Source organism: Streptomyces poonensis (genome assembly GCF_014650915.1).
Lineage (GTDB): Bacteria > Actinomycetota > Actinomycetes > Streptomycetales > Streptomycetaceae > Streptomyces > Streptomyces poonensis.
Map to the genome: position 1 here is coordinate 166,101 of NZ_BMVW01000016.1, position 16,805 is coordinate 182,905.

Annotated in this window: 17 protein-coding genes; 7 read left to right on the top strand and 10 right to left on the bottom strand. The window is 71.8% G+C overall.

Annotated elements, in window-relative coordinates; all coding sequences use genetic code 11:
- Positions 1 to 46 precede the first annotated feature (46 nt).
- The gene (locus IE242_RS30290) at positions 47 to 2,257 is read right to left on the bottom strand and encodes an alpha-N-acetylglucosaminidase (RefSeq protein ID WP_189864928.1); all 2,211 of its coding nucleotides are present in this window, start codon (positions 2,255 to 2,257) and stop codon (positions 47 to 49) included.
- Between the two features lie 397 nt (positions 2,258 to 2,654).
- Between IE242_RS30290 and IE242_RS30295 the strand changes: the two genes are divergently transcribed.
- Positions 2,655 to 4,373 (top strand): peroxidase family protein, encoded by a 1,719-nt coding sequence (locus tag IE242_RS30295; protein ID WP_229859637.1) that lies wholly within the window; start codon positions 2,655 to 2,657, stop codon positions 4,371 to 4,373.
- Between the two features lie 146 nt (positions 4,374 to 4,519).
- On the opposite strand, the gene IE242_RS30300 is transcribed toward IE242_RS30295, so the two are convergent.
- Together IE242_RS30300 and IE242_RS30305 are read right to left on the bottom strand one after the other, a co-directional pair.
- Positions 4,520 to 5,218 carry a hypothetical protein gene (locus tag IE242_RS30300; RefSeq protein WP_189864932.1) on the bottom strand — a complete coding sequence of 233 codons (699 nt, stop codon included), beginning with the start codon at positions 5,216 to 5,218 and terminating at the stop codon, positions 4,520 to 4,522.
- Positions 5,219 to 5,549: 331 nt separating this feature from the next.
- Positions 5,550 to 6,158, bottom strand: coding sequence for a histidine phosphatase family protein (locus IE242_RS30305; RefSeq protein WP_189864934.1), 609 nt, complete (start codon positions 6,156 to 6,158; stop codon positions 5,550 to 5,552).
- Positions 6,159 to 6,424: 266 nt separating this feature from the next.
- Between IE242_RS30305 and IE242_RS30310 the strand changes: the two genes are divergently transcribed.
- Genes IE242_RS30310 through IE242_RS30320 form a run of 3 tightly spaced genes read left to right on the top strand, consistent with a single transcriptional unit; the run spans position 6,425 to position 8,300 of the window.
- Positions 6,425 to 7,219 (top strand): hypothetical protein, encoded by a 795-nt coding sequence (locus tag IE242_RS30310; protein WP_189864936.1) that lies wholly within the window; start codon positions 6,425 to 6,427, stop codon positions 7,217 to 7,219.
- A gap of 2 nt (positions 7,220 to 7,221) precedes the next feature.
- Positions 7,222 to 7,692, top strand: a complete 471-nt coding sequence (locus IE242_RS30315) for a phage holin family protein (protein ID WP_189864938.1) — start codon at positions 7,222 to 7,224, stop codon at positions 7,690 to 7,692.
- Positions 7,668 to 8,300, top strand: a complete 633-nt coding sequence (locus IE242_RS30320; RefSeq protein ID WP_189864940.1) for a DUF3618 domain-containing protein — start codon at positions 7,668 to 7,670, stop codon at positions 8,298 to 8,300. Before IE242_RS30315 ends, IE242_RS30320 begins: the two co-directional genes overlap by 25 nt.
- A gap of 376 nt (positions 8,301 to 8,676) precedes the next feature.
- On the opposite strand, the gene IE242_RS30325 is transcribed toward IE242_RS30320, so the two are convergent.
- Together IE242_RS30325 and IE242_RS30330 are read right to left on the bottom strand one after the other, a co-directional pair.
- On the bottom strand, positions 8,677 to 8,883 hold the full coding sequence (locus IE242_RS30325) for a DUF397 domain-containing protein (RefSeq protein WP_189864942.1): 207 nt from the start codon (positions 8,881 to 8,883) through the stop codon (positions 8,677 to 8,679).
- Positions 8,880 to 9,740 (bottom strand): helix-turn-helix domain-containing protein, encoded by an 861-nt coding sequence (locus IE242_RS30330; protein WP_189864944.1) that lies wholly within the window; start codon positions 9,738 to 9,740, stop codon positions 8,880 to 8,882. The genes IE242_RS30325 and IE242_RS30330 overlap by 4 nt, the downstream gene beginning before the upstream one ends.
- A 161-nt stretch (positions 9,741 to 9,901) precedes the next feature.
- Between IE242_RS30330 and IE242_RS30335 the strand changes: the two genes are divergently transcribed.
- Positions 9,902 to 10,384: an ATP-binding protein gene (locus IE242_RS30335; RefSeq protein ID WP_229859638.1), complete on the top strand. Its 483-nt coding sequence runs from the start codon at positions 9,902 to 9,904 to the stop codon at positions 10,382 to 10,384.
- A gap of 11 nt (positions 10,385 to 10,395) precedes the next feature.
- Here the strand turns inward: IE242_RS30335 and IE242_RS30340 are convergent, their stop codons facing one another.
- On the bottom strand, positions 10,396 to 10,782 hold the full coding sequence (locus tag IE242_RS30340) for a winged helix-turn-helix transcriptional regulator (protein ID WP_189864948.1): 387 nt from the start codon (positions 10,780 to 10,782) through the stop codon (positions 10,396 to 10,398).
- Between the two features lie 135 nt (positions 10,783 to 10,917).
- Here IE242_RS30340 and IE242_RS30345 point away from each other — a divergent pair, with 135 nt between their 5' ends.
- Positions 10,918 to 11,796, top strand: a complete 879-nt coding sequence (locus IE242_RS30345) for an NAD(P)-dependent oxidoreductase (protein ID WP_189864950.1) — start codon at positions 10,918 to 10,920, stop codon at positions 11,794 to 11,796.
- Positions 11,797 to 11,813: 17 nt separating this feature from the next.
- On the opposite strand, the gene IE242_RS30350 is transcribed toward IE242_RS30345, so the two are convergent.
- Positions 11,814 to 13,022: a pyridoxal phosphate-dependent aminotransferase gene (locus IE242_RS30350; RefSeq protein WP_189864952.1), complete on the bottom strand. Its 1,209-nt coding sequence runs from the start codon at positions 13,020 to 13,022 to the stop codon at positions 11,814 to 11,816.
- 85 nt (positions 13,023 to 13,107) lie between these two features.
- On the opposite strand from IE242_RS30350, the gene IE242_RS30355 reads away from it, so the two are divergent.
- On the top strand, positions 13,108 to 13,758 hold the full coding sequence (locus IE242_RS30355; protein WP_189864955.1) for a winged helix-turn-helix transcriptional regulator: 651 nt from the start codon (positions 13,108 to 13,110) through the stop codon (positions 13,756 to 13,758).
- 81 nt (positions 13,759 to 13,839) lie between these two features.
- Here IE242_RS30355 and IE242_RS30360 read toward each other — a convergent pair whose 3' ends face one another.
- The 3 genes from IE242_RS30360 to IE242_RS30370 form a co-directional block, all read right to left on the bottom strand.
- Positions 13,840 to 14,685, bottom strand: a complete 846-nt coding sequence (locus tag IE242_RS30360) for a hypothetical protein (protein ID WP_189864957.1) — start codon at positions 14,683 to 14,685, stop codon at positions 13,840 to 13,842.
- Complete coding sequence (locus IE242_RS30365; RefSeq protein ID WP_189864959.1) at positions 14,685 to 15,962, bottom strand: VWA domain-containing protein; 1,278 nt, start codon at positions 15,960 to 15,962, stop codon at positions 14,685 to 14,687. Before IE242_RS30365 ends, IE242_RS30360 begins: the two co-directional genes overlap by 1 nt.
- Positions 15,963 to 16,054: 92 nt before the next feature.
- Positions 16,055 to 16,801 (bottom strand): NUDIX hydrolase, encoded by a 747-nt coding sequence (locus IE242_RS30370; protein ID WP_189864961.1) that lies wholly within the window; start codon positions 16,799 to 16,801, stop codon positions 16,055 to 16,057.
- Positions 16,802 to 16,805 lie beyond the last annotated feature (4 nt).

The window sequence follows — 16,805 nt, forward strand, 5'->3', positions numbered from 1 at the left end:
CTCCCCCGCCCGCCCGCCGGGGCACGGGACCGGCCGGCCGCGCCGCCTACCGGGTGGCGGCCAGCCGGTCCCGTACCTCGACGGCCACCTCGTACGTGTCGCCGGTCGGCCGGGTGGCCAGAGCCCCCGGATCACGGGTCCAGCGGTCCTCCAGCGCGAACCAGTCGACCGGCTCCGGCGCCCGGCCCGCCCGGAGCGCGGCCCGCAGCCCACCGAAGTACGTGGACCAGCGCAGCCGGTACAGCCCGCCGACCAGCCCCGCCCACTCGCGGTTGGCGTAGTCCCGCAGCCCGGCGTCCGCGCCCGCGCGCGTGCCCCACACCGTGAGCAGCGACAGATTGTCGTACGCGAGCCGCTCCCGCTCCCCGTCGCCCGCGCCCCACGCCCGCGCGTCCGCCACCCATCTCCCCGTCAGGTGACGGGAGTCGGTGGCCACCAGCCGCTCCAGCAGATCCATCAGCTCCAGCCAGCCGGCGGTCAGCTCGTCGAAGCGGGCCGCGTCCCCGGCGTGGTACGCCTTCTTGATCCGCGGGAGGAGGACCCGGCTGCGGTTGGAGAGGGCCTGACGGGCGACGTCCAGAAGGTCATGGCGGTACGCCGAGGACGTACGCAGCCGCGGCTCGACGCGCAGGAGTTCGATGAGCGCGGGCTCGAACTCCTCCCCGTCGTACCGCAGCCGTCTCGGTGACCAGCGGCCCGCGCGGTCGACGGTCAGCGACGGCCGCGCCCCGAACAGCCCGTCCGCGGCCTCGCTCCACCGGTCGGCGCGCGTCGTGCCGTACGCGGTGCGGCGCAGTACGTCCCAGGCGGCCTCGGCGTGCGGATCACGCGCCCCGTACCGGGCGTGCGCCCATGAGCGAAACCACTCGTCCAGCCTCAACTCACCCTTGTTCCAAGCGAGTTCGGAGAAGAGGGCGAAGGCGGCCGGGTTGTTGTCCGCGGCCTCCGGCATGAGCGCGACGCCGCGCAGCGTGCTGCCGTCCTTCGTGCGCCACTTCTCGTACAGCTCGGCCCAGTCCGGGGTGTTGGCCCCGAGCGCGGTGTGCCCGCCGAAGTTCCAGATCGAGCCGAACGCGTACGGCGTGCCGCCCCAGTCGGCCTCGCGGTCGACGACGGTCGGGAAGCGGTCGGACAGCCCGTCGACGACCAGCATGTGCCGCTTGTCCACGGCGTCCACGATCTCCCGCGGCGGATTGCGCTGCCAGCCGAGGATCACCCACACGGCCCCCGGGCGCGCCTCCTGCAACGCCCGCTCCACACCGCGCGCCGCGTCCCCGACCGGTACGTCGCCGGCGGTGCCGCCCTCGTGCAGCAGATCCATCTTGTACAGGGTCGACGGCCCGCCGAACATCTCGTCCTGGGTCCGGTAGAAGGCCTCGGCCACCTGCGCGAAGTGGTCCGTGCGCGGGTCCAGCCAGTCGGGCCGCGCGAACCCCATCCACTCGCCCTGCGGCACCGTACGCGCCCCCGGATTGCGCTCGGCGAAGCCGGGCGGGACGGTCCCGAAGTAGCCGGGGAACACCGGCGTCATCCCCAGCTCCCGCACCCGGTCCGCGATACGGCGCCCCAGCGCGGCCCGCGCGTCGAGGAGCCGACGCGACACGGGGTACGGGAACGCGGACAGGTTCTGCAGCAGCCACCACGGCTGGTGGGCCGGCCCGGGGATCCACTCCCTCAGCTCCTCGTCCCCGTACCCGAACTCCCGGAACACCCGGTGGTACAGCGCGTCCGCCCCCGCGTAGACGAGGACCTCGTTGTAACCGTGCAGCGCGAGCACGTCCAGCTCGCGCTCCCAGTACGGCCAGTCGTGATAGGCGCCCGTGTAGCCGTCGTTCGTGTCGTTGAGGACGAAGCGGTGCGGGACGTTCGCGCGGCGGGTGACGGTGCCGTCCATGCCCGGCAGCTCGCGGGGGAGGAGACCCGTCTGCTCACCGGCCCAGTTGATCTCGGCGTGGGCGATGTGCCGCAAGTACCAGTTGAGGCCGGTGAGTTGGGTGCCCGGAGTATCGCCGGAGACGGTGATGTGCCCGGTGCGGCCCGACACGCGAAAGGTGTCGGGCTCGCCGTCCGGCTCCGTGCGGAAGTGGATCTGCCGCCAGTGGCGGGGGAGCAGCCGGCGGGCCGCCGCGGCCGCGGCGGAGCCCCCGGCGGGCCGGCCGGCCGAGGGCTCCGCCTCCGTCGGCGAGGTGCGGGCGACGGCGGTTCCGGCGGAGCCGGCGGCGAGGACGGTCAGGAGGGCACGACGGGCGAGCGGCATGATGCCTCCGGGAGACGCGGGACGCAGGGGGGACGCGGGACGCGGGGTGCGGGGACCTGGGGCAGGGGATCGGGGACCTGGGGGCTGGGAAGCGCCCTGGGAGGGATACCCGGTACGCCGCTCCTCGCTCACGCACAGGGGGCCACAAGAGGGAGAACCTGGCGTGAACGCCCCCCTTCGCCTGTACGGCTCCGCTCGCGCCGTCGCGCGCCGGTGCGCGCTGTGTGACACAGTGCGCCGCTTTTGGAACTTGTGGCGGTACGTACCGGGTTGTCAAGATGCAGAGATTCGCCCGTATGACCACTCCGCGTCCTGTGGGGGACGGTACATCCCGGAGGAACCTTTACGTCCGGTTATGGCCGGTGCGGGGTACGGGGGACAGAGAAGGGGACACACGGTGCACCGACACCACCGCGAGACCTACTACGTCGTCGACGAGGGCCGGATCCTGGAGTTCGAGAAGGGCACCGCGACCGCGCGCGTACCGACCGCCGCGGAGCAGCAGCTGGCCTTCCGTTTCTCCAGGTTCGGCAAGGAAAAGGGGGTCCAGCTCGACGAGGCGCTGCGCGTCAAGCTCGCCGAGGCCATGACCACGGTCGGCGGGAGCGGCGCCGACCCGGACTCGGGGCAGCCGGGGCCCGGGGGAACGGCGGGCACACCGGTACCGGCGGGCTTCACCTACCTCGGCCAGTTCGTCGACCACGACCTCACGCTCGACCGCACCCAGGTGGGCCTGGGCGAGCCGGTCCCGATCGAGGAACTGTTACAGGGCCGCAGCCCCACCCTGGACCTCGACTCGCTCTACGGCCTGGGTCCGCACCACGCCAGCAGCGCCCGCTTCTACGAGCCGGACGGCCACCTGGCCATGGGCACGACGCTGGGCGTGCCCTTCCCGCCCGAGTTCCCGCCCGCCAACACCGACCAGAAGGGTTTCGACCTGCCCCGGGCCGGCGAGACGGCGGGCGGCACCCGGGCCGACAAGCGTGCCGCGCTGATCCCGGACGCCCGCAACGACGAGAACCTGGTCGTGGGCCAGCTGCATCTCGCCTTCATCCGCTTCCACAACCGCGTGATGGACCGGCTCGCCGAGCGGGGCGTGCCCGAGCCCCTGCTCTTCCACGCGGCCCGGGACGCCGTCGTCAAGCACTACCAGTGGATGCTGCGGACCGACTTCCTGCCGCGCATCGTCGACCCGGAGATCGTCGAGCGCGTCTTCACCCGCGGCCGCCGCCACTTCGAGGTCCCGGGACGCACCCGCCCCGGCGACCTCCCCACCATGCCCATCGAGTTCTCCGTGGCCGCCTACCGGCTCGGGCACAGCATGGTGCGCGGGGCCTACCAGTGGAACAGCGTCTTCCGCGCGGGCGGACCCGGCGGCATCGCCACGCTCGGCGCGCTGTTCCGGTTCAGCGGCACGGCGGGCAACCTCACCCCGGGCCCGGACGACCTGAGCGACCTCGACGACCCGAACGCGGGGGAGAACCTGCGCCTGCCGAGCAACTGGATCGCCGACTGGCGCCGGCTCTTCGACTTCGGCGAGGCGGGCCGCGAGGACCTGGTGGTGCCCGAGGCCGAGTCCAACGTCGCCAAACGCATCGACACCCTGCTCGTCGACCCGCTGGCCGCGCTGCCCGCGGGCACCTTCGACGGCCGGGGCCGCCCGGTCCCGACACCGGTCCAGCGCAACCTGGCCTTCCGCAACCTCACCCGGGCCGGCATGGTCGAGCTCGCCACCGGCCAGCAGCTAGCCGCCCAGATGTGCATCGAGCCGCTGACGGAGGACCAGATCCTCCGGGGCGACGGCGGCGCGGTCCTGGACGGCCTGACGCCCGCCGAGCGGGAGCAGGTGGTGGCCCACACCCCGCTCTGGTTCTACGTCCTGCGTGAGGCGGAGGTGAACGAGCGCCATCCCGGCAGCCTCACAGGAGTCGGCGGCACGCTCGTCGCGGAGGTCTTCCACCGGGCGATGGAGGGCAGCCGCATCTCGATAGTGAAGCATCCGGGCTGGCGCCCGAGCCTCCCGTCCCGCCGCCCGCGCCAGTTCACGATGACGGACTTGCTGCTGTTCGCGTTCGAGGAGGACGCGGATCTGCTGAACCCGCTGGGCCAGGGGTAACGGCGACAACGGGGCGATCCACGGGAGAGGTCACCCTGGCGGCGGCTCACGGCCCGAAGGGCCACGGAGCCGCCGCCAGGCGCTGAAACGGCAGGAGACATCACTGAACAGACAGGAGACGGTTCGGTCGTGGTGTTTCCTTCGCGTCACACCCGGCGGGGCGAGGCCAGCACATAGCGCACGCCGGTACGTGGCTCGGTGTGCTCGCTGACCTGCCAGCCCGCGTCCTCCAACGTGTCCGCGCAGGCCCGCAGCGCCGCGACATCCGGCTCGCGCACCGCGACGGCCTCCGGCTGTGGAGTGGCCCGCACCCGGTAACCGGCGTCCTCCGCCCCCGTGGCCGGCCGGTGACCGGCTGCCTCCAGGGCCAGCGCGGCGGCCCGTATGAGATGAGCGCGCTCCCACCCGCACGGCCGGTGCACGGAACCGTCCGGATTGGTCATCCGCCGCAGCTCCAGCAGCCCCTGCCAGGCGCTGTGCACCTCGCGCGTGCGGGCAGGCCCCGACCCCGCCGCATCCTCCCCGCCGACGCGGGCGGCGAAGACGCCGGATCCGGCCTCGGCGGGGGAGGCGCCGGATCCGGCCTCGGCGGGGGAGGCGCCGGATCCGGCCTCGGCGGGGGAGGGTGACGGAACGTCCGCGCCCGCGCCGGTGCCCGTGGCCCCCTCCCGCAACCGGTGCCCGGCAGGCGTCAGGAAGTGATCGTGCGGCGGACGCGGATGCCGGAAGGCGAGCCCTCGCTTCACCAGTGCCGCGAGCTGCGCCTCGGTACCGCGCAGCCGCCCGGTCACGGGATCGGCGGCGTCGATCACGCGCTGCTGGGCGGTCGTGGGCGGTCGTGTCACGGCACGTTCCTTCCCGGTCGTACGGTCGGCGGGGCCGGTTCTGCCTCTGTCCCCGGTCCTGTCGAGAGTACGAGGAGGGGCTGACAACGGTGTGCCGACGGTGCGCTGCCGATGGGGTATGATTGATCTTGAGCAGGCCGCCGGAACTCCCGGTGCCCGGCCGTGCGTTGGTGGTCCAAGGAAAGACGCCCCGCTTCCTGCGGGGAGATGCAGGTGCAAGGCCTGCCCGGCGCTCAGAGGATGAGCCCCACCCCGATGACGGGGTGGGGCTCATCGGCGTCTTGACGGCCCCGCCTCCCCCGGGGCGAGTGCCGATGAGCGCTGGGCGTCCTCACGCCGAGGGGCTGACGTTCCAGCTGGTGATGACGGGCCGCTCGTGCTCCGTGCCGAGCCGGCTGACCGTGCCCGTCCCGAGCCGGAACAGCGCGCCGTCGCCCGGTGGCAGCCCGAGCCAGCGCGCGGTCAGCACCCGCAGGAAGTGCCCGTGAGCGACCAGGGCGACGTCGCCCTCGGCGCCTTCCAGCGCCGCCCGGACCTTCGCGAGCATGCGGTCGGCCCGTGCCCCGACCTGCTCCGGGCTCTCTCCTGGATGCTCGGCCGGCCCGGGGACGACACCGTCCGTGAACAGGAACCAGTCGGGCCGGGTGCGCTGGATGTCGGCGGTGGTGATCCCTTCGTACCCGCCGTAGTCCCATTCGCTGAGGTCCGCGTCGATCCGGACCTCGCGCAGCCCGGCCAGCCCCGCCAGCTCCGCCGTCTCCCGGGCCCGCTTCATCGGGCTGACGAGAACGGGCCCGATCCGCCCCTCGCCGAGGAGCGGGACGATCGCACGCGCCTGCTCCCGTCCCCTGTCGGTGAGGGGGAGGTCCGTCCAGCTGGTGTGCTGCCCGGACCGGGACCACTCGGTCTCGCCATGCCGCACGAGAAGCAGCTCACCCATGGCCGGCACCTTCCTTCCGTCTGACGATCGGGACGACCGATCACCGTTCCATGATCACCAACAGGCTGCCGTGTGCCCGCATTCCCGGCGTGTCGGGGTGGCCCGTCATGGCCGGATGTCGGTGGTCCCCGAGTGTGGTGCCCCCGATCCGTCGTCGCCGGAATGGTGGCTTTCGGTCATTGTTCCGGTACTCGCCGTTTCGATCAGGTGTGCGGGTACCCGGCGGCCGTTTCCGACCTCACCGCAGTGTGCAGAGGAGGAGTGCCATGGACCGGACCGAGGGACCTGAAGGGCCCCGCCAGGAAGGAAACCAAAAGGCCAAGGAGGTCGGCCGGACCGCCCAGGAGGGTGCACGGCAGAGCGCGCACGTCGTCCGGGAGAAGGGCCAGGAGGTGGCGGGCACGGCCCGGGAAGGAGCGCAGGAAGTGCTCCAGGAGACCGCCGGCCGGGGCCGGGACCTCTATGAGCGGTTCAAGGAGCAGGCGGAGGGGGAGGCCGGTACGCAGGCCCGGCGGCTGGCCACCAATATCCGCTATCTGGCCGAGGACCTGCAGCACATGAGCGAGAGCTGCAAGCCCGAATCGCCCGCCGCCCCGCTGGTGCGCCGGATGGCCGAGCGCGGGCACACGCTGGCCGACCGGCTGGACCGGCAGCGCCCCGGTGAACTCCTGGACGAGGTCCGGGACTTCGCACGTCGGCGCCCGGGGATGTTCCTCGCCGGCGCGGCGCTGGCCGGGTTCGCCGTGTCCCGGCTGGGGCGGGGTGTCACCGCGGCCGGTGGCACGAGCACGGACATGGGCACGGACACGGGCACGGACACGGGCACGGACATGGTCACCACGACGACCCCGGGGACGGACACCACTGTTCTGCCCGCTCCCGAGGAACAGGTCGAGGCCGCGCCCGTGCCGCCGTCCGCGTACGAGTCGCAGGCGCCCCGGTCCGCGTACACCCCGGAGCCCGGGCTGCACGGCGGCGAGGGACCTCCGCCGTCCACGACGCCGCGGGTCACGCCGCCGGCCCGGCCCGGTGAGCCCGGGAAGCCCGGCAGGGGGTGGTGACCATGGCGTCCCAGGACGTCGGACGGCCCGGCCCCCCGCGAGGCCGGCCGCAGGACACGTCCACGCCCGCGCCCGAACCGGCGCCGACGCGCGGTGACGACGCGTCGATCGGCGACCTGATCAGCGAGATCAGCAGCGACCTGTCGCGGCTGGTGCGCAACGAGGTCGAGCTGGCCAAGACGGAGCTGAAACAGGAGGGCCGGAAGGCGGGCAAGGCCGCGGGCCTGTACGGCGGTGCGGGTTATGCCACCGGGCTGGCCCTGCTGCTGGCCACGTTCGCGGCGATGTACGGCCTCCGGCATGTCATCGACATCGCCTGGGCGGCCCTGATCCTCACCGTGGTGTGGGCGGGGATCGGCGCGGCCCTGTACGCCACCGGGCGCCGGCGGATGCGCACGGTCCAGCTCACCCCCGAACAGTCACTGGATTCACTGAAGGAGGACGCGAAATGGGCACGACACCCGACCAGTTGAGGCAGGACGCCGACGAGACCCGCGCACACCTGGCGGAGACCGCGGACCGGCTGGTCGAGCGGGTCAGCCCGCCCCGTGTGATGCGCCGTCAGGCGAGTGCCGCACGCTCCCGCATCGGCAATGTCAAGGAGCGGGTGATGGGGACCGCCCGGTCCGTCACGCCCTCCCCGTCCGACGTGGGTGACACCGTGCGTGAGACCACGGAGCAGCTCGGTGAGCAGGCACGCCAGGTGCCCGAGCAGGTGCGTCGCCGGACGGAGGGCAGCCCGCTCGCCGCCGGGCTGATCGCGTTCGGCACCGGCCTGCTCGCCGGGGCCCTGTTCCCGGCGACCGGTACGGAGGAACGCGTGGGGCAGCGCATCCGCGAGCGCTCCGACGACCTGGTCGAACCGGCGAAGGAGACGGTCCGGGAGGCCGCTCAGGAGATCAAGGAGGGCATGCGCGAGCCCGCCCGGGAGGCCGCCTCGTCAGTGAAGGACACCGCGCAGGAGGTGGCCCGGTCCACCGGTCGGCAGGCCCGCCGGTCCGGGCAGGAGGGAGCACAGGAGGTGCGCCGCACCGGGCGGCAGACCGGCGAGGAGGCCCGGCGGCGGGCCGAAGGCCGTTGAGAGCGGCTGCCGGCGGCACGGCGAAGCCCGTCACCTTCGTTCACCCTCGTACGTCGGCTCCGCGTCCAGTGCCGAACTGGACGCGGAGCGCAGGGTGCGGCGAGCAGCACTGGCCTGCGCCGCCTTCCGCTCCCTGTCCGGGACCGTTCCGGCGGGTGCGGGGAGCAGGGACCGACGTCGTGGCGAGAGCCCGGTCCGGGGATGGCCCCCGCGACCGCGCCGTACGGCGCCTGCTACCCCGCACCTGCGGGGTACTCCCTCCATGCGTGCTACGCCACGGATGCGCCGGAACACCGCCGTCCGACTGACGTCCGTCACCCGCGACCGGTGCCCAGTGCTGTGACGGGAGCGGGGCGCGGCAGGTCGGAGCAGCGGGTCAGAGGCCGACGGCGTACGGAACGAAGATGGCCCACTGCTCAGGCGTGAACGTGAGACGGGGGCCCTGCTTGTTCTTCGAGTCCCGTATGTGCACGGTGCACGGCGTGAGCGCGACTTCGACGCACTCTGGGCCGTCGTTCGTGCTGTAGCTGCTCTTGAACCACTTGAGCTGGGGATCGTTCGTGGCTGAGGGACTGATCATCATGTCTCTTCCAGCGCTTTCTCGATGAAGGCCAGTGATTCCCTGGGCGTGAGAGCCTGGGCCCGGATGATCCCGTACCGAATCTCAAGGACTTGCGTCTCATGTGGATCGCTGACCAAGCGGCTGGTGAGCTGAACCTCGGTGTGCCCCACCGTGTCGCCTCCCCGAAGCTTCAACAGCTGAAGCGAACCTGCGAGACCGGCGTGATCCTCCCGCTCAGTAGGCATCGCCTGGATCTCCACATTCCGCAGCTGACCGACCTCCAGCAGGTGCTCGAGCTGCTTCCGCATCACCATTCTGCCTCCGAGAGGGCGGCGTAGTGTCACCTCTTCCTGGACAAAGCCGAAGATGGGCGCGGACTGTCGAGCGAAGATTCCCTGGCGTGCCATCCGTCCCGCGACCAGCTGTTCCATGTCGTCCTCCGCGAACAGCGGACGACGCATTGCGAACAACGCCCGGGCGTATTCCTGGGTCTGCAGCAGGCCGTGCACCACAGAGTTGACGTAGGCGCAGATCTCGACCGCCTCCCCCTCCAGCTTCGCCAGATCCCGCACCTTCTTCGGGTACCGCGCCTCCTCCACGTCCTTCGTCAGCCCGGCGATCATTCCGCCCGCCCCGAGCACCTCGTCCGCCGACTCGAGGAACTGTGCCTTCGGCGCCCGTCGACCCCGCTCCACGGAGGAAACCTGCTCCTCGCTGTAGCCGATCGCAGCGCCCAGCTCGGCCTGCTTGAGGCCCGCCCGTTCGCGCCACATCTTGATGACCTTGCCCGCCATCCGGAGAACCGTTGACGCGTCGGCGTCTCCGTCGTGTGGCTCCGCTCCGTCGACAATCTGCAGGTTGTGTCCCGCAACTCCCATGGCCCCACATCTCCGTGCACGCGTCGCCCGTACCCAACTCCCGACCAGGGTCCGGCGTCACACGTCGTCGGCCGGACAGTTCCGGACGGCGACCGTACAGTGACGCTGAGTGCGGCCGGTGCTGCTGGTCAGCGTAAATGCGCGCGACCACGCTGAGTGATGTGAACAGAGAGATTGCCCGTTCAGCGGGGCCCGCCGATGACCTCAGCGGACACGCCATTCCCGTCCGCCACTTCTCCATCCGCCTGGCGGCCAGCCGCAGAGGCGCCCACCTCGCCCGTCAGTCGGCGAGCGAGCGCCTGGTCACCTGGGGCTGGCCGTACGTCTCGGAGGCCAACCACACCGCCGCGCTGCTGGTCGCGGAACTCGCCGCCAATGCCGCGCTGCACGGCCGGGAGAGGGGCCGGGACTTCCGTCTGTGCCTCACCCTCTTCCCCGAGGACGCCACGCTCCGTATCGAGGTGACGGACCCGCGCCCCGACCGGCGTCCGCCCGTTTCCGCAGTGCCTCCGTCGGTGCCGTCGCTCGACGCCGAGTCCGGACGCGGGTTGTTCCTTGTCGCTGCACTGGCCGACCGGTGGGGGACGACGTGCGGCGACCCGTACACCAAGACCGTCTGGTGCGAGGTCGGCCTTCAGCAGTGACCCGTCGTCCGCTAGCGCCGAACGGGCACAGCGGCGCCGACAGTGCCGACGACGACCTTCTCCGCCCCGATCCGCCGCATCCGCTCGGCACCCCACTCACCCAGGGCGGCAAGGGCGGCGTTCAGCGAAACGCCGTGCTCCGTCAGGGAGTACTCGACCTTCGGTGGCACCTGGGGGTACACCTCGCGGTGGACGAGGCCGTCCTCCTCCATCTCTCGCAGGTGCTGGACCAGCATCTTCTCGCTTACCCCGGGCAGCCCGCGGCGGAGTTCGGCGAACCTGCGGGTTCCGTAGTTGTGCAATTCCCAGAGGATCAGCGACTTCCACTTGCCGGACACCACGTCCATCGCCGCGTCGACGCCGCAGATGTAGGGACCACGCCGTGCCGATGCCGCCATGCGCCTCTCCCGCCCTGCCGTACTCACCTGGAGGTGAGTACCCCACTAATTAGTCCGTACTGGTCAACCCTAACGGCAGCGCGGAGGATCGAACTCGAACGACGGCAAGACCACAACACGAGGGGATCCCCTGACATGACAGCCGACAGCAACACCCTCTCCGTCAGCGTGCTCGGACTGGGCGCCATGGGCAGCGCACTCGCGAGTGCCCTGCTCAAGGCCGGACATGAGACGACCGTCTGGAACCGTTCGGCGGGCAAGGCGGACGACCTCGTCGCCCAGGGGGCGCGGGCCGCCGCCACGGCCGGTGACGCGGTGCGGGCCGGCGAGCTGGTCGTCGCGTGCCTGCTGGACCACGCGTCGGTCCACGAGGTGCTCGATCCGGTCGCCGGGGACCTGGCCGGTCGGACGCTGATCAATGTCACCACGACGACGCCGGAACAGTCGCGGGAGATCGCCGCCTGGGCCTCCGACGCCGGGATCGCGTACCTGGACGGCGGCATCATGGCCGTGCCCCACATGATCGGGCAGCCCGGGTCGTCGATCCTGTACAGCGGGACGGAGGATGTCTTCCAGCAGTACAAGCCCGTGCTCGATCTCTGGGGGGACAGCACCTACTTCGGGGAGGACGCCGGGCTGGCGTCCCTGTACGACCTGGCCCTGCTCGCGGGCATGTACGTGATGTTCGCGGGGTTCCTGCACGGCGCCGCCATGGTCGCGTCGGCCGGTGTGACGGCGCGTGAGTTCGCCGCCATGGCGGCGCCCTGGCTGACCGCCATGACCGGGGAGTTCGAGGGGTACGCGGCTGTCATCGACGGCGGGGACTACACCGTCCCGGGACAGCAGAGCCTCGAGTTCTCCGACCTCGGCGACATCCTGACCGCCAGCGCCGAGCAGGGGATCAGCACCGAGGCGGTCGCCATGGTGCAGGGGCTCATCCGGCGCCAGATCGACGCCGGGCACGGCGCGGAGGGCTTCGCACGGATCATCGAGAGCATCAAGCAGCCGGGCTGAGCACTTCTGCCGTCGTCCTACTGCCGGTACCCGCTGAGGAACCGCCCGATCCGCCCGATCGCCGCCTCCAGGTCGTCCGCGTACGGGAGGGTGAGGATGCGGAAGTGGTCCGGGGCCGGCCAGTTGAAGCCCGTGCCCTGCACCACCTGGATCTTCTCCCTGAGCAGCAGGTCCAGGACGAACTTCTCGTCGTCGTGGATCTTGTGCACCTTCGGGTCCAGGCGCGGGAACGCGTACAGCGAGCCCTTCGGTTTGACGCAGCTCACGCCCGGGATCTCGTTCAGCTTCTCCCAGGCGCGGTCGCGCTGGTCGTGGAGCCGGCCGCCCGGGGCGGTGAGTTCGCGGATGGACTGGCGGCCGCCGAGCGCGGCCTGGATGGCGTACTGCGCGGGCGCGTTGGCGCACAGGCGCATGGAGGCCAGCATCGTCAGGCCCTCCAGGTAGTCCCTCGCGTGCTGCTTCGGTCCGGTGACCACCAGCCAGCCGGAGCGGAAGCCCGCGACCCGGTACGTCTTCGACAGGCCGCAGAAGGTGAGGACGACCAGGTCGGGGGCGAGGGCGGCGGCCGAGTGGTGGACGGCGTCGTCGTACAGGATCTGGTCGTAGATCTCGTCCGCGAAGACCATCAGGCCGTGGCGGCGGGCCAGGTCGAGGATGCCCTCGATGATCTCCTTCGGGTAGACCGCGCCCGTGGGGTTGTTCGGGTTGATGATCACCACCGCCTTCGTGCGGTCGGTGATCTTCGACGCCATGTCGTCGAGGTCCGGGTACCAGTCGGCCTGCTCGTCGCACAGGTAGTGGACCGCCTTGCCGCCCGCGAGGGTCGTCACGGCCGTCCAGAGCGGGAAGTCGGGCGCCGGGATCAGGACTTCGTCGCCGTCCTCCAGCAGCGCCTGCACGGCCATCGACACCAGCTCCGAGACGCCGTTGCCGAGGAAGACGTCGTCCACGTCCACCTCCAGGCCGAGCGTCTCGTACCGCTGGGCCACCGCCCGGCGCGCGGAGAGGACGCCGCGCGAGTCCGTGTAGCCGTGCGCCTGGGGGAGCATCCGGATCATGTCCTGGACGATCTCCTCCGGCGCTTCGAAGCCGAAGAGCGCGGGATTGCCGGTGTTGAGGCGGAGCACGCTGTGGCCCGCCTCCTCCAGCGCGTTGGCGTGCTCGATGACCGGGCCGCGGATCTCGTAACAGACCTCGTTCAGCTTGCTCGACTGCCGGAACTCCATGCGCCCGCCCTCCGGTTTCGTGGTGTTACTTGGTTTTACCAAGCGGAGGCTTGGAAAGTCCAACGAAATGTCTACACTGCGTTGCATGCCACCTCGTCGCCGTAGCTACGACCAGTACTGTTCCGCCGCCCGGGCGCTCGACGTCATCGGTGATCGCTGGACCCTGCTGATCGTCCGTGAGCTGCTCGCCGGACCGCGCCGGTACACCGATCTGCACGCGGACCTGCCGGGCGTCAGCACCGACGTGCTCGCCTCGCGGCTCAAGGACATGGAGCGTGACGGGCTCACGACGAGACGCCGGCTGCCCCCGCCGGGCGCCGCCTACGTGTACGAACTCACCGACCGAGGACGGCAGTTGCTGCCCGTCCTGCAGGCCCTGGGGGAGTGGGGCGCGGGCGTCCTCGGTGAGCGCAGGGAGACCGACGCCGTACGGGCGCACTGGTTCGCGTTGCCCCTGCTGCGCGGGCTGGAAGGGCTCGACGCCGGTGGCTCGGCGCTCGTGGAGGCCCGGCTGGAGGAAGGCGCGTTCCATGTGTGGGTGGGCGCCGGGACGGAGGAGGAGCCCGTGTACGGGGACGGTGCGGCGCCCCGTACGCCGGACGTCCGGCTGTCGTTCGACGCGGGGACGTCCGCGGCCGTGAGCCGGGGCGAAATGAGCCTGCGGGACGCGGTGCGGGACGGGCGTGTCGCGGTGGACGGCGACGGGGCGCTGGCCAAGGAGCTGCGCGGGGTCTGATCCGGGCGATGCGCGAAGGCCCGCCGCACCGGCGGTAGCGCGGTGCGGCGGGCCTTCGTGAGGTGAAGAGGTGAGGCGCCGTCAGGCTCCGGGCGGCGGTACCCGCGACGGACGGCCCGAACCGCGCGTCAGCGCGTACCCGGCCACACCCGCCAGGGCCGCCAGCACGCCCCCGGCCGCCGTCCACACCCAGCGGGAGGACCACCAGCCGGAGGACCAGCCGTCCTCGGGTTCGAGGGAGGAGAGAACGGCCGTCGAGTCCTCGTCGGAGTCGGTGTTCTCGGCGCCCGTCACGGCGATGCCCGGCACCAGCGGCTCCGCCAGTGAGCCGTCCACCGCCGCCGCGCCGCCCATGTCCTTGGAGTCGACCCGGACCATGGCGCTCACCGGCACGCCCAGATCGGCCGTCGCCAGCTCCGTCGTGGTCAGCCGGACGTAGTACGTGCCCGGCAGCGGGTCGTTCGCCCACGGCTCCGACCAGGCGCGCACCGTGCGCAGTACGCAGGTCAGGGTCACGAGGTCCGCGTCCTGGGCGGCCGTGCGCGTCTGCGCGCCGTACTGGCAGGCCTGGCGGCGCCGCAGCCCGTCGTACACGTCGAGCTGCCAGGTGGACGACGCGGAACGGGTGCTCTCCGGCAGCTGCACCGTGGCCGTGACGGTGGGGCGCTGTTCGGCGTCGGCGGGGAACGACCAGTACATGTAGTCGCCCGCGGAGCCGTTCGCGGTCGCCTTCCGGCCCTGCTCGATCTCCGTCGCCGTACGGAAGGAGGTACCGGCCTGCGTCGGCGCGTCACCGTCCTCGGACGAGACCGCGGAGGGCGAGGAGTCGGCGACGGCGGGGGAGGCGGCGCCGCCCAGCAGCACGAGGCCGGCTGTCATCGCCAGGGCCGCCGCCCGCGCCGTACGCAACACGCTGGTGATACGCATCAGTTGGTCCTCCAGATCGCGATCCGCCACCGGGACACCCAGCCCCAGATCAGCCCGGCCAGGAAGCCGGTCAGGACGAGGACGCCCAGCAGCCACCAGCCGCGCCCGAGGCCGAACGCGGCCACGTCGCTCGCGTCGTCCGGCGCGTCCACGATGTCGATCGTCATTTCGAGGGGCAGTCCCGGCGTGGTCCTGACCCCGTCGGCCGGGGAGAAGGACTGGGTGACCTCGACGCAGACCGTCTCGGCCGCGGGCTTCACCTCGCCGTCCGCGTCGTCGAGTTCGGCCTTCGGGTAGCGCAGGCCCGTCGAGATCACATCGGTACGGCCGGTGCCCGCGGCCTCGCCGCGCACGATCTCCCGCCCGTGCACGGTGACCGCCCGCACCAGCAGCCCGTACGACGGTCCGACGCCGCGGTCCGCCGCCACGCTGACCGAGGCGCGCAGCTCCTGGCCGGGAAGGACGTCGACGCGGTACCAGCGTGCCTGCCCGAACTCCTCGCGGTCGGTGTAGAGACCGGAGTCGAGCGTCGGGGCCTTCGCGCACGCGTCGGTGCCCTCCACGGCCTGCGGCACCACCACCGGGTCGGCGGCACGGTCCACCAACTGATTGACCCGGTCGGTCAATTCGTCGGTGTGCTCGACGGACGTGTACGTACCGCCGGTCGCCTCGGCGATGCAGCTGAGCTGGACGCGCATCTTGGCGTTCGGCACCAGTCCGAGCGTGTCGATGGTCAGGCCGATGCCCTTGGCCGCTATCTCGCGGGCCACCTCGCACGGGTCGAGCGGTGCGCAGGTGTCCTCGCCGTCGCTGATGAGGACGATGCGCTTGGTGCCGTTGCCGCCCTCCAGGTCGTCGGCGGCCTTCAGCAGCGCGGGGCCGATCGGCGTCCAGCCGGTGGGCGAGAGCGTGGCGACCGCGGTCTTGGCCTCCGTGCGGTCGAGCGGGCCGACCGGGTAGAGCTGCGCGGTGTCCTTGCAGCCCGTCTTCCGGTCGTCGCCGGGGTAGTCGGCGCCCAGGGTGCGGATGCCGAGCTGCACCTCCTCGGGGGTCGCGTCGAGCACCTCGTTGAACGCCTGCTTCGCCGCGGCCATGCGCGTCCCGCCGTCGATGTCCCGGGTCCGCATGGAACCGCTGACGTCGAGCACCAGGTCGACCTTGGGTGCGTCCTTGTCCGCCGTTTCGTCGGCGACGGCTGCGGACGGGACGGCGATCCCGGCCGTCAGGGCGGCGAGCAGGGCGCAGACTCCCGCCGCCAGCCGTTGTCTTGTGATCATCGGCGGATCTTATTGAGGACGGGGGGCGGGCTTCAAAACGCACGGTCGCGTGTGCGGTGGTGAGTCGGTCCTGCCGAGCGGCCGCTCACTCCTCAGGTCTCGTCGAAAAGGCCGGCGAGCCGCGCCCGGTACAGCGCTCCCAGGGTGAAACCGTCGGTGATCTCACCCCGTACGACCATGTCCTCCGCCTCACGAAGGGACACCGTGACGGCCCGGCGGATCCCCTCGTGCCCGTCCAGCGGCCCTATGGAGGCGATGCGTGCCGCGAAGAGCTCCACCCGGTCGCCGAGCAGGCCGGTGTCGGGGTGCGTCGCGCCGAGCGGGATGAGCTCTTCGGGGCGTACGCCCAGTTCTTCCTGGAGTTCGCGGACGGCGTCCTCCTCGCCGGTCGCCCCCGGCTCGCCGGAGCCGCGCACCGCCTCCCAGTGCCAGGAGCGGGTGGCGTGGCGGTAGTGCTCGATCAGGACGATCCGGCCGTCGGCGCCGGAATCGGAGCCGAGCAGCGGCAGGACGACCACCCCTACGGTCGTCGTCGGCCGGGGCGACACCACGCGGTCGTACACGCCGAGCGTGCCGTCGGGGAAACGGACCGGGTCGCGGAGGAGGAGCAGGAACGGATCGGCGGAGAGGACGCCGAGGCGGACGGGCACCAGCATCGCCGCGTACCGCGCCCACCACCGCCGGGCCCGGCTGCCGCGGGCCATTCTGCGAGCGATCCACGCGCGCACGGCGCGGCGGACCGCTCTCACATCGGCGGCATCGCTCAGGATCTCGATGCCGCCGGGGTGGTTGGTGAACAGTTCGGGGCGCGTGCGCCGCAGTTCCTTGTACCGGTTCATCGGG